Below are 13975 nucleotides of genomic sequence, written 5' to 3' on the forward strand. Positions count from 1 at the left end.
CCTGTAATACCTGCATTAAATGTTATGAGACACCTTATGGTGCTGTTCATTTGGAGCGTTACGTTTATCAAACGTCATCTGGAGGAAAAACCGACTGTCCTTTAGATGAACGAGCACGAACTCTTATCAGTTCAACGCCACGCTTTGCTAAACAAGTTTCTAGTAAATACCCACAACTCAGTGCACAAGAGGTCATGGATGATTTTAAAACCAATCATGGCCGTCCAGTAGCCCGTTTTTTTCTACAAAATATTGTGGATGTGGTGGGCTCAATTGCTCAAGCTGTGGAAACAGACTGGATGTATGAAATACCCAAATTTGATGACGTCGTTACTAAGGTATCTGTGAGTCTTGATGGTACTTGTGTGCTCATGGTCAATGAAGGTTGGCGAGAAGCGATGACTGGGACAATTACTTTGTACAGTAACACTGGAGAACGGTTGCATACTATTTATTTAGGGCAGCCCTAGAATATGGTAAGGCGAACTTTTTGGAACGTCTTGAGCGAGAGGTATACCGCATTAAATTGAAATACCCTAACGCAACCTATGTGGGTATTGCTGATGGTGCACGAGTGAATTGGGATTTTTTAGAGCGCCATACTCAATATCAAGTGCTTGATTTTTTTCATGCAACTGAATATCTTGCTGAAGCCTCTCATGCCATGCACCCAATCGATACTTCACTGCGGAAAATTTGGCTCGAGTGTTACCGAAGCGGCTTGCAAGACTCTTATTAAACAGCGCCTCTGCCAATCAGGAATGAAGTGGAAGAATCAGGGTATTTCAATGGTTCTGCATTTAAGAGCGTTGATATCAAACAAAGGTCGGTGGGAACAATTCTGGGAGCGTATTAATCAAGCAGGTTTAATCGGTCTGGCAGAAATTTGCTAGTTATGTATAAGAAACAAAACAGTACATTAATTCGAGGTCATACCCTCTCGAACCGTTCGCCCTGAGGAGGGCTTTAGACCGTCTCGAAGGCCAGGCACTGTACCAAAACCCTTCGAGACGTCGCTAAAGCGACTCCTCAGGGCGAACGGAGCAAGGTAAAATCTAAGTTTTTTATCCATAACTCTCGTTAAATACCATCCATAATTTGATTCTGAATCCCGCTTGCACAAATAAGAAGGGCGTCCTTGCAAACGCCTTTAAAATGAGCACTTTTTCTTTATGGAACCTCAGTCACAGTAATTTCTGAAGCAGCACCACGAGCTTTAGTGTCTGGATTATACATTGCTTCTGCATAAGCAGGAGGAACGATGTATTTTCCTGTATTTATTGCTTTGATTTTATAAGTAATTTGCTTGGCTGTAGAGTCAATGCTGCCAAAGTAATTTACTCTATCCTCACGTGCATCAGAAAAATCCATAGGATCAGTTTTCACTGAATCACGAACTACCTCAAAGCCACCTGGTAAAAGATCTTCAACTGCTATATTAGTCAGGTAGGCATTATCCAAGGCGCGGATTTGGATATGCACCTCAATTTCGCTACCTAAAGTTGTTGAGTTGATGACATTACCTTTTTCATCTTTATACTCTCTAAAGATCTCTATACCTTGTTTTAAGGGGATGGTTGGCAGTGTTTTGTCAAAACCAGCTTGTACTAACTGATAAAAGAAGGTTTGTTTATCAGGGTTACTCAAGCTGATTTGTTTGATATCAGTATCAAGAGTAACTTTTTGATAGTTACCATCTCCGGGGGGCAGGGTTGTTTCTTGATTATTATTCAGTGTTTCAGTTATTGACAGCGTCGAATGAGAGTTGGCTGTATCATCATTTTGCTGATAGGCACTTAGCGCTAAACTAGTGTAGCCAGATAATATGGTATTAATTTCATTATTATTGATGGCTTTAACTAATTGCATTACCAATTTATCGCCCACGTGGGCTAATATATCAGGGAAATGTTTGGCTACAATATAAAGATATTGAGCATCGACAATATTGCTGTCATAAAAATCGGTATCAAATGTCTGTTTCCTTTGTGGTTGGTAGAGGCCGATTAATTGATTCGCATCGTCGTAGCTTTTTAGCAATTGGTACGAACCTGCTAAATAGACAGCTGTAATATCTTTTTGCCACGCTCTCGTACTGTCTTGCTGTAAGTACAACTGTAGATTAGCCAGATAATTGGTCGTTACTATCTCATTTCTGGTTAAAATATAAATTGCATAAGCTTGAATTCTTGCTGCATCCATATCAGATGCATTTTGACTTGCCAGATTTTTAAGATAGCTTATACCATTAGAGAATAGGTCGTTAGAGACGGTAAAACCTTGAGATCTCGCCTCAGTTAAGAACTGCATTGCATAGACAGAAGAAAAAGTATTCCCCTCATTTTCTGCCAAGCCTGGCCAATAACTAAAGCCTCCATTCGACATTTGGCGCTGACTGAGCATTTGAATTGCAGCGTTTACCTTATCATTGATTTGCTGGCTGTCTTTCGTAAACCAGGATTGACTGTTCATGGCCAGCAAAGCTAAGACTTTACTGGTCAATTGCTCGGTACAACCATAAGGGTAATTATCCAGATAACGTTGTAATCCAAACACCAGGATTAAAGGACTCGTAGACATCGTCACATCAACATTGCGATGTTGAGGGTAAAGTGTTTGCATGATATCCAGTGACGTTTTAGCGTCGTGAGAAGTGCCGCTATTAATATAAGTGATGAGAGGCATCGCAGGCCTAATACTAAGAGAGGCATCCATACGACTGGATTTATCGTCTGCTATAGCGGTAAAGGTTACCTTGGCAGCTCCTAATAATGATTTGGCTTTTAATTTAAAGTGAACGGTCTGCTCATGTCCCTCACTAATTTCCAGGGTTTGGTTCGCGCTGCCTATAATTTCTATTTCCGGGGTAGCAGTAAGCTCCACGGTAACTTGCGTATGCTCACCCGAATCTTTGATATTGTTAGCAACACTTGATGAGATTACAAACTCATCCCCAGGAGCTACAAAGGTAGGGACATTCGGATTAATAATAAAATCTCCTCTGATCTCTGCAGATGCATCTTTTGAACCAACAGAGTCAGCTGATACAGCTACAGCCATGACACGAATAGTGCCATTAAAATAATCAGGAATTTGATAAACCAATTGTCGACTCGTCGTATCGGTATCAATGATTCCAGACCAATACACTACTGGTAGATCTGTTTTTCTTTTAAATGGATTAAGTCGACTTCCCATATCTTCTTCACTACCATCGCCTCCAACTGCGGATAGCTCTCTGTCCTGAATGAATTTAGGAAGAATTTGATCCACGGTTTGTTGGGTCAGTACTTCAAGAGCATGTTTTTGAAAAAAGAAAGATAAGGGATCGGGGGTATTATAACGTCCCACTTGAAGGATGCCCTCATCCACAGCAAAGACAATTATTTTTCCAGGTTTATCTGTTTGATAGTCAATTGTTAACTGCTCACCAGGACGGGCTAGCTTGGGCGTTTTTAATTCGATTTTAATATCATGATTGTCATGGTTCACCTTAAAGGGTACAACGCTATAGCTTAGAGGGCTAATAAATAACTCAGGAGATTCCCAATCGCGAATGAATGCCACATTAACGTAACCATTGCCCTGGAAATCTGCAGGTATATGAATTGTCTGTACCGAACTGGTCGTCCCAGTTTTAAACCATTGAAAAGCATAGATTTTATCTCGCTCAATGGTTATTAGACCTGAACCGGTATAAGGGGCGGTAATTTGTAATTCAATATCTTCGTTCGCTTTATATTCAGATTTATTTAATTTAATGGTTAATTCAGCATTTTTGGCCATGGGCTTTTGGCTTGCCCCAACAATACTGAATTTTAACTGGCTAAGTACTGTATTATCTTTATCTAGAATACTTAAGGAGTACTCACCAATCTGTTGGGTTGGGACTTGATATGAAGCCCCTGTTTCCTCAAGTGCAAAAGGATTGGTACTAACCAGTGTTGATTGCATAATTGATTGATACTGATAAGTTCCATCGGCTTTTTTAACCAGGGTTGTAACCGGATGTAATGAAACTAACTGAATTTTTAAATTCGTAACCTCTTCTGTACTTAATTGCGGGTTAACAGCAATAAAACTGATATTTCTAATGCTGTTTTGTTTAATGAACGATAAGTCACCATCAGGTTTATATCCAATAAAATAGGGTAGAGGACTGATTAAAGCTTTGGATTGGGTGGTGACACTCCGACCACCATCTGCTTCAAAACCCTCTGCAAAAAACGAAAGTTGATAAGTGGCTTTTTCAAACCGATCCAGATTTAAATCAAATTCAGCCTGGCCTTGGTCGTTTGTTTTAACGTCAGTCAGATTTTCAGTAAACACTTTTGGGGGTTTTTTGGGATCCAGAAGGGGATCAGCAAAAATATAGTCCGGATAATTGGCAAATTTAATTTGCTCAGGGGTCAATAAAATTTTGGCGCTGATTTTTCGATCAGTTGCAGGCGCACCATATAAATTCCATAGTCCTACGTGAGCTTTTAAGCCTGTCGGTGAAATCCATCCTTCGGACGAGAGAGGGGTTAGATTTGAAGTAATACGCATTCGGTCTGGCTGAAACTCTGCAATACGAACCGATGTGCTACCTAAGAGATTTTGTGGATGGTTGTCTTTTACTAAAAACAAGTTAACCATATATTGACCGGTTGGCGAGTTGGCATTAGTTGTGAAGTCAAGCTCCATATACCCGGTGTCATTCAAAGTAATCTTTTGATCTTTTAGTGTTGTTCCTCTTGAATCTACAATCGTAGCTTGGAGGGGTAATCCCGCCGGTTGTTTTTGTGCATAGGCTTGTTTTACTATTATACCTATGTGTACTGTATCTCCAGGTCTGTAGATGCCCCTATCAGAGAATAAATAAGCCGTTAAATTTTGTAATTCCTGGCTATTTGTGTAGATTCCCCCAATGTCAAACTTGCTAAAATTCAATTGTCTGTTGTAATTATTGAAGGGGATAAATGAAACGTCATTATCGATGCTGGCTATATAAACAATCGGCTCTCTATCCTCAACAAAATCCTTAAGGGTAGGGAAGCTAACCCGTCCTTGACTGTCACTTAAACGCGATAAGATAGGCAAGCCATTTTTACCCAAAACAGTTACTGTAACATTAGCGACTGGGGTTCCTTGAGTGATGGAGTTGATAAATACGTCATGACTGCCGTCGTTATTATCTTTTACCAGCATGCCCAAATCAGTAATCAGGATTAAGCGACTGGCTTTTACATCTAGTGGGAGTTGGTTAGCAACATCCCATCCAGTGGCCTGTAATAAAAATAAGCCTTGTGGTCCTGATGAATTCGCATCAACTGTAAGATATCTGCTTAGATCAAGGGCTGTATATTGTTGTTTGGTCAAATCTGAGCTGTCAAAGTGTTGAACATCAGAAAATACTTGACTGATATTCTGCTGATTAAATGAGGGGTTAATAAAATAAGGGTTATTAAAGTCACCTTGCGTTTGGCTAACCAGTTGATTGATGTTAGCAGGTAATACTCGAGCAAAATCAAATTTGACTGCAGGCACCCCACGAACTAGAACGGAAAGTTTTTTCTCCCCACTCAAGGCTAATAGCGACCCTTTGTGTAAAAAGCTGATTTCTTTGGGAAATTCAGGGATGACTATAACGGTCGCATAATTATTACTTAAAGTAAAATCTCCAAATCCTTTCATTCCTTTATCAATTTTAATATATAAATATCGCGGTGTTTGGGCGGCAAACTTAAAACTATGCAACGTGGCATAGTTTTGCTCTGTCGGTATAGCCTCCTTGGTCAAAGGAGTCGCTAAAGACAGAATAGTGCTGGTTACTTCTCCTGGATTTTGCCACTGATAATTTTGTTTGGCTTGTTCTGCTGCAGTGGCTGGATAGTCTTGCGGTAATAAGTAGACATGGACAGATTTGTTAAAATCTTTTTCATTAACCCCCAAACTTGTTTCAATGGTTAAAATTTGTTCGGGTCTGTCTTTATCATTTCTTACTATTGACGCAGAGGCGGAGAGTACTTTGAGGAAGTTACTGGTATCTGGAATCAGTAAATTAGAGACTGTGTCTGTTTTAAGTTTCGCTGAGTCAGTTGAAGAGGTTATATTTTTACCTATAATTAATACCAAATAACGTGCTACATCGATTATTTTAATGTTTTCTGAGTGCAGATAGGCAACTCGATTATGCTGATCGAAAGTATAAGAAAATTTAACCGGTTTCGCATGCAGATCCAATGCTCCATTTTTTATTGCCTGAAACATTAAAGAAGTATTTTTTTCAACAGTTTCCGGGTTTACAGGGAAGTTAAAATGAATGTTTGCTACAGCGTTTCTAACTTCTGAATTAACAGGATCCTGATAGAATTTAAAGTCACTTATCTCTGCTTCAAATGGTTTGGTAAAGAATGAAAAGTCGTAACGTTCCATATTAGTTTTTGATGCAAAGAAATTTTGGGAAAAATGAATGGTATACTTTTGTCCTGCAGGCCAGTCTTCAGAAGGGACAAAGACTAATTGACTATCGCTGGACCAACTCCAATCACCCGCTATTTTAGGCGTCATTTCTATGCCGTCAGTAACTGTTTTACCAATTAAATTGATGGGGGCAACTGACTGATTAGTAAATCCATTGTTTTTGATGCCAAAATCTATAATTAAGTTGTTAGGAACAAGAGGGGTATCATTGTCAGCTATCGGAGTTATTTCAGGAACAGTAATTGATGCCGTGGTATAGGTTGGTTGAGGACGATGTTTATACCAATAGGCTCCATATCCCGCAGCAAGAAGTAAAACAACAATCAGTGAGGTGGTTCCCCAAAACAGTTTAGGGTTGCTCTTTGCTTTTTGGTGCTGGTGATTCATCCAGGGAGGACTATTCCAATTCAACTTTCCAAACACAGAAGAAAATGCGGAGCAAAGTCCATTTAGAATTGAAGAGCGTGGATTTTTTTTCATAGTTTACCCATTTGAGATGACTGTTTATTAGGTTTAAAGCGAATAGCATGAAATAATGCTGTATGGCGTTTATTTTTTCAATTCATCTGCATTCTCATGTGATTTATATAATATTTGAATATAATTTACTCTTTTTGATGCATAATATCGATTATGAAAAAAATAATTAAGATTATTAGCATAATCCTTGTTTCACTGTTTGTCAGTGGGTATTTAATATTATTTTTTTCACCCAATCCTTTGTTGCTCGAAGAGGTCAGTTTTTCTAGAACGGTATATGATGATCATCATCAATTATTACGATTAACCTTGAGTAAAGATGAAAAATTCAGGTTGTTTACTCCCTTATCGCAAATCCCCAAACAGTTGATTACAGCCACTCTATTACAGGAAGATCAATACTTTCGCTGGCATTTTGGTTTAAATCCTTTTGCTCTGTTCAAAGCTGTTTGGCAAACCTATGCGCTGAAATCACGTCGAATGGGTGCTTCAACAATAACAATGCAATTAGCTCGAATCCGTTATGGAATTAATTCAAAAAAAATATCTGGAAAGTTGTTGCAAATTATCTGGGCTTTGCAAATTGAAATGCATTACAGCAAAGATCAAATACTGGAAGCTTATTTAAATCTAGCACCTTATGGTGGAAATATAGAAGGAGTGGGTGCTGCGAGCTTGATTTATTTTAATAATCCTGTAAATCAACTAGGTTTGCCTGAAGCATTGACTTTAAGCATTATTCCTCAAAATCCAGGAAAGCGAACTCCTGATAACAGTAATTTAAAGAAGATTAGAGATCGCCTATTTGAGCGGTGGCTCAAAAAATATCCTCAAGATAACTCTCAAAAAATGATGTTTCATTTACCTTTAGTGATGCAAAACAGCCATCATTTACCTTTTCATGCGCCTCATATGGTCAACATGATTTTGAGCACTCGATCTTTGCACTTTCAAAGCATAGATACAACTCTGGATTATCGAACTCAGACCATTGTAGATCGTATCACACGTCATTATTTAGCAAGGAAAAAAAGTCTGGGTGTTTATAATGCTGCGATTTTATTGGTTGATACTCGGGATATGGGCATTAAATCCCTGATGGGCTCAGCGGATTTTTTTAATAAAAAAATTGGTGGCCAGATTAATGGTGTTGAAACAAAGCGATCTCCGGGATCTGTTCTAAAGCCTTTTATATATGGATTAGCTCTGGATCAAGGTTTAATTCATCCGAATACGGTTTTGAAAGACGTACCCCACAGCTTTAGTGGCTACAATCCGGAAAATTTTGATTATGATTTTATGGGACCTGTTAAGGCAAAAGATGCTTTGGTTTTAAGTCGTAATATTCCGGCTGTTGATCTTTCCAGTCAGCTCACCAACCCATCGTTACACCAATTACTGGAGCAAGCACAAGTAGGACACTTGCGAGCTGAATCTTATTATGGTTTATCTTTGAATTTAGGTGGTGTTGAGCTAACAATGAGAGAATTAATAGGTCTATACGCCATGTTAGTTAATGGAGGTGTTTGGTATCCCATACGTTTGATTAAAGAAGAGAACAAGGGAAAGGGGCATCGTTTGCTTAGTCCAGAGGCAAGTTTTTTGGTTTTGGATATGTTAAAAAATACGCCCAGAAATGATTTAACTTCCCAAAATTTTTCTCAATTGCCGGTCTCATGGAAAACAGGTACTTCTTCAGGTTATCGAGATGCTTGGACAGTTGGTACTTTTGGTCCTTATGTTCTGGGAGTCTGGATCGGCAATTTTGATAACAAGGCCAACCCTTCTTTTGTGGGCAAAGACATTGCTGCTCCTTTGTTTTTTGAGCTAGTAGATGCAATTAAGCAGGAAAGAGGACTTTTAACGAGTATTGAAAAACACCCCGAACAAATGAATCTACGCAAAGTAGAGGTATGCAAGGCCTCTGGAATGTTACCTACACGCTATTGTTTGGATACTGAATGGACCTGGTTTATACCGGGTAAATCACCAATTAAAACAGATACTATTTTCAGAGAAGTTGCAATCAATAATAAAACCGGACTGCGCACCTGCCATATAGATGACAATACACGTTTTGAAATTTTTGAATTTTGGCCTTCAGATTTGTTACGAATCTTCAAAAAAGCGGGTATTCAAAGACATACACCACCTTTTTTTGAGCCAGATTGTGCTCTAACCGGAAACGCAGGAACTCCTCCGCAAATCACCTCACCTCAAACAGGTGTACGTTATGTTATACGCGCCAATTTAAAATCCCATGCCAAGATCCCTTTTAGTGCGGTAACGGATGGAGGTATTGCTCATTTATACTGGTTTATTAATGAAGCGTTTATCGCTGAAACCAAACCCGATCAGCCTTTTTTATGGAGGGCTAAACCGGGTAGCTTTGTTGTAAGAGTTGTTGACGATCACGGCTTGTCTGATGCTCGCGATATCACGGTTTTAATGGATAGCTAGGATTTAAAACACTTAAATCAAAAAGCATTGGAGATGCTGAATCTGATCCCCAAATTCCGTCAATTCGGAGCGTTTCAGAGCAACCCAGAGTTTTGAGTGCTGAACTTTGGCTTGCTTCGCTACCCTGGAAGTGATGTAAAATAAACTACATGGTCAAATTGAGCCTGCAGTGCATTAGGCGAACGTAACTGCTCGGCAAGAAATTTATGTTTATCCAGTTTAGGAGCAATTAATTTCGACTAGTTGCAGCTTTCACCTTCTGATCTCTTGTCTAAAATGATAATCTAACTTTTTGAGCACATGAGTAATGAGCAACTTCTCAATAACCTCGGGAGTTGGGGAAGTATTTTTTTCGGACTTATTGAGACGTTACGATGATGAGTAATTCCTTTAAAGCAAAACGTATTTTATCTTTAGACGTATTCCGAGGATTAACTATTGTTTTAATGATTTTAGTGAACAGTCAGGGAACTCGATCTCCTTACCCACTGCTTGAACATGCTTCCTGGAATGGGTGTACCTTGGCCGATTTGGTATTTCCCTGTTTTCTTTTTATTGTTGGGTTAAGCAGTGCAGTAAGTTTAAACTATCAAAGTATCCAGAAATCCAGTTTTGACCTATACAGTGGGGTAGTACAGCGTAGTCTGATTTTATTTTGTGTTGGTGTCCTTTTGAATGCAATTCCTTACCATTTTAATATCGAAACCATTAGGGTGTATGGGATTTTGCAACGAATTGCGGTTTGTTATTTAGTGTGCGCTCTTATCTACCTTAATACCACAATAAAAATCCAGGTTTTGATATTTCTGTGCATTCTGTTGGGATACTGGTTTACTATGACGCAAGTTCCTGTTCCGGGGTTTGGTCCTAACCAGCTGACTATTGAAGGGAGTTGGGTTACCTATTTTGATCAGATGCTTTTTTCTTCAGCTCATTTATTTGAAAAGGCGTACGACCCGGAAGGTTTTTTAAGTACTATTCCTGCGATTGCCACCACTTTGTCAGGTGTTCTGACGGGTCATTTGTTGCTAACCTCGTTAAGTAATAAAAACAAATGCTATCTTCTGAGTCTTATGGGTTGTATTTTTTTGTTTTTGGGTTGGCTCTGGGGATTTAGTTTCCCAATTAATAAAAATTTATGGACGAGTTCGTTTGTATTATGGACTGGGGGCTGTGCTTTAATTACCTTTGCCTTATGTTTTTTAATTATTGATATTTTAGGTTATACGAAATGGGCATTACCATTGAAAATATTTGGGATGAATGCCTTATTTGCTTTTATATTGCATGTTACTTTGTTAAAAATTCAGTCTATGTTCTATCTTCCTTTGAAAAATGGAAGTCTCGATAATATGCGAGCTGTTATATCCGACCATTTATTCGGCGGGTTTGGAGCCGAGAATGCTGCTTTATTTTATTCAATCATTTTTTTAATCTTGAATTTTCTGGTCGTTGCAATTTTATACCGTTATAAAATATTTATACGTATTTAATGTCAGTTATGTATAAGAAGCTTATTAAACCCAGTCACCCCCTCGATCCGTTCACCCTAAGGAGGGCTTTAGCCCGTCTCGAAGGGTTTTGGCCCAGTGCCTAGCCTTCGAGACGGGCTAAAGCCCTCCTCAGGCCGAACGGAGCATGGTAAAATCTGAGTTCCTTATCCATAACTCACGTTATTTAGCTGTATAAAAGCCAAACAAGAGAGCTCTTTATAGCCGCTCTCTTGTTTCTAATAACTCTTTTAAGGGTTTGGGAAGTATTGAACGCATTTTATTGGTCATCTCCTGCTCATGTTTTTGCCATAGAATCCCTAAACCAACGATTACAAATCCTAAAAAAGTCAGCGCGACAGGGAATAAATAACTGCTTTGAAACACCTGAAATGCCAAATGACCCAAGTAACAACATACTCCTAAGCCCCCAAATAACACGAAGACTTTTCGGTTTAAAATGACACCTAAAAAAATCAAAACCAGGTTAATAAAAAGATAGGTCAATTTGGCTAACTCACTGTCTGAATTTTGTGCTGTCATCCCACTCCAAAAAGCCAATACCCCGAATATATAGAGCCAATAGGCATAGTCAGCGGAATTATGGGATCTGATATCAACCCAAAAGGCGATCAAGACGGTAATAAATCCAAAACACACGGAAACCATGGCGGCAAGCTCTGGGTTGAATCCCCCTCCAGCAATCATAGAAGTGAGATCCATAGACATGTACCAGAGTGTTACTGCTATAGGCATGATTAGAAAAGGATAACGATAGTTCCAGGCCATAATTATTCCTACAATCAAAGTACCTGATTCCATAAATATCCAATGCCATTTAATATAAGTATGATAGCTTTGATATGGTGTATCATCTGGCCACCAACCCATTCCTTTCTGAAACCCATAAATAGCCAGGGGTGTTAAAACAACAACAAAAGCAGCACAAATTCCCGCGGGAATTTTGTGTCCTTTATTTTGCAAAAGATGGATTAAAGCAATACCTAGAAGACCATAAGAAACAGACTGATATGGGTCCGCATGTCTGGAACAAAATTAAGGAAAAATAAGAGCTATTCATCCATCATTTATAGTTAAAAATTCACTCAAATTAACCTATTTAAACCTACTCAATACCGTATGAATAGTGATTGCTACTACGAATTGTCTTAGGTCATTTTACCACAACTCTATCAGAATGACTTATCCACAAGTCCACAGGTCAGGAGAGCTTCACTTTCTCGTATAGGCCTGTGGGCCTTGTGGGTAAGTCATGACGCTCTCATTTAGGGTTTATGGTCTTTTCCGGCCATAATACACCTCTGCGGGCGTTAAATAATTAAAGGACTGGTGAAGCCTTCGGTTATTATAATACTCAAAATACTCCGTTAAGGCCAGCTCAACCTCTTCAATTGTATCAAAATCATACCGGTAGATTTTTTCTTGCTTAACACTACGCCACAATCGCTCGATAAATATATTATCTAAATAACGTCCTCGCCCATCCATGCTGATAGAAATGTGGTGAGATTTTAGCGTATTTATCCAATCTTTTGAGGTAAATTGAGAACCCTGATCCGTGTTAAAGATCTCACAACGCGAATGCAGCAAAGCGTTTCTAAGCGCCTCAATACAAAATTCAGCCTCCATAGTAGGTGAAATAGCCCATCCAATCACATAACGACTATACCAGTCCATAATAGCTACTAAATACACATGCTTTCCTTTCATGCGGATGTAGGTGATATCTGCGGCCCAAACCTGATTTGGTTTGGTGATATCTAATATAGGCGCGGTTTTCTGGACACAAAAAAAGGTTTTTTAAGAGCTATTCTTCTTAATACAAAGAGGAGAATAAAATGTCTAAAAAGCGAGCTTATTATACGGCGGCCAAGAAGGCAAAAATAACGCTAGCTGCGATTGAGGGGAAACTCACACAAGCGCAAATTACCAGTGAATACGGTGTTCACGCAACGCAGGTAAAAACTTGGAAGCAATCGGCCATCAAAGCCATTAACGATTTATTCTCTGGGGCTAATGAAAAAGAAGCCAAGTCCCAAGAGCAGCTTGTTGAGGCATTATATCAAGAAATTGGTCGACTTCAAGCGCAGCTATCTTGGCTAAAAAAAAAGCATGAACTTTAGTCTGGATGAAAAGCGCGTCATGATTGATCCTCTTGCCGAGCTCACCATTCGTGAACAATGCTTGCTATTAGACTTGCCTGTTTCAAGTTATTATTATAGTGCCAAGCCCATTTCTGTCGAAGATGAAGCGCTTATGGCGCTACTTGATGAGCACTATCTGCAGTATCCATGTGAAGGTAAAATTAAGCGGGCAAGATGGCTGTCAAAAGAAGTAGGCTATCCTGTTGGTAAACGTCGAGTAAAAAAGTTGATGGAAATGATGGGGTTATCGACTGTTTACCCAAAGCCAAATACAAGCGTTCCCAATAAGGAGCATGAGGTGTTCCCTTATTTATTAAAAGAGGTGGATATCACCAAACCAAATCAGGTTTGGGCCGCAGATATCACCTACATCCGCATGAAAGGAAAGCATGTGTATTTAGTAGCTATTATGGACTGGTATAGTCGTTATGTGATTGGATGGGCTATTTCACCTACTATGGAGGCTGAATTTTGTATTGAGGCGCTTAGAAACGCTTTGCTGCATTCGCGTTGTGAGATCTTTAACACGGATCAGGGTTCTCAATTTACCTCAAAAGATTGGATAAATACGCTAAAATCTCACCACATTTCTATCAGCATGGATGGGCGAGGACGTTATTTAGATAATATATTTATCGAGCGATTGTGGCGTAGTGTTAAGCAAGAAAAAATCTACCGGTATGATTTTGATACAATTGAAGAGGTTGAGCTGGCCTTAACGGAGTATTTTGAGTATTATAATAACCGAAGGCTTCACCAGTCCTTTAATTATTTAACGCCCGCAGAGGTGTATTATGGCCGGAAAAGACCATAAACCCTAAATGAGAGCGTCATGACTTACCCACAAGGCCCACAGGCCTATACGAGAAAGTGAAGCTCTCCTGACCTGTGGACTTGTGGATAAGTCATTCTGAT

The 13975-nt window shown here is 39.2% G+C and carries 5 protein-coding genes and 3 pseudogenes; 5 read left to right on the forward strand and 3 right to left on the reverse strand.

Annotated features, from left to right (window positions below):
• Positions 1 to 17 precede the first annotated feature (17 nt).
• Positions 18 to 893: pseudogene (locus HRS36_RS09020) on the forward strand (ISKra4 family transposase); the annotation flags it as partial.
• A 277-nt stretch (positions 894 to 1170) separates the two neighbouring features.
• On the opposite strand, the gene HRS36_RS09025 reads toward HRS36_RS09020, so the two are convergent.
• Entirely contained in the window at positions 1171 to 6945 is a 5775-nt protein-coding gene (locus HRS36_RS09025) for an alpha-2-macroglobulin (protein ID WP_173237051.1), read from the reverse strand.
• Positions 6946 to 7098: 153 nt separating this feature from the next.
• Here HRS36_RS09025 and pbpC point away from each other — a divergent pair, with 153 nt between their 5' ends.
• Positions 7099 to 9405 (forward strand): penicillin-binding protein 1C, encoded by a 2307-nt coding sequence (gene pbpC / locus HRS36_RS09030; RefSeq protein ID WP_173237052.1) that lies wholly within the window; start codon positions 7099 to 7101, stop codon positions 9403 to 9405.
• A gap of 374 nt (positions 9406 to 9779) precedes the next feature.
• Positions 9780 to 10898: an acyltransferase family protein gene (locus tag HRS36_RS09035; protein WP_173237053.1), complete on the forward strand. Its 1119-nt coding sequence runs from the start codon at positions 9780 to 9782 to the stop codon at positions 10896 to 10898.
• A 216-nt stretch (positions 10899 to 11114) separates the two neighbouring features.
• Here the strand turns inward: HRS36_RS09035 and HRS36_RS09040 are convergent.
• Positions 11115 to 11927: pseudogene (locus HRS36_RS09040) on the reverse strand (DUF2157 domain-containing protein); the annotation flags it as partial.
• Between the two features lie 261 nt (positions 11928 to 12188).
• Positions 12189 to 12680, reverse strand: a pseudogene (locus HRS36_RS09045) (IS3 family transposase); the annotation flags it as partial.
• Positions 12681 to 12754: 74 nt separating this feature from the next.
• Between HRS36_RS09045 and HRS36_RS09050 the strand changes: the two are divergent.
• A complete protein-coding gene (locus HRS36_RS09050; protein ID WP_173235475.1) occupies positions 12755 to 13039 on the forward strand; it encodes a transposase in 285 nt (94 codons plus the stop codon).
• Positions 13029 to 13874, forward strand: coding sequence for an IS3 family transposase (locus HRS36_RS09055; protein WP_173235473.1), 846 nt, complete (start codon positions 13029 to 13031; stop codon positions 13872 to 13874). The genes HRS36_RS09050 and HRS36_RS09055 overlap by 11 nt, the downstream gene beginning before the upstream one ends.
• The last annotated feature ends 101 nt before the right edge of the window (positions 13875 to 13975 follow it).

The sequence above is a fragment of the Legionella antarctica genome, from assembly GCF_011764505.1.
Classification (GTDB): Bacteria; Pseudomonadota; Gammaproteobacteria; order Legionellales; family Legionellaceae; genus Legionella; species Legionella antarctica.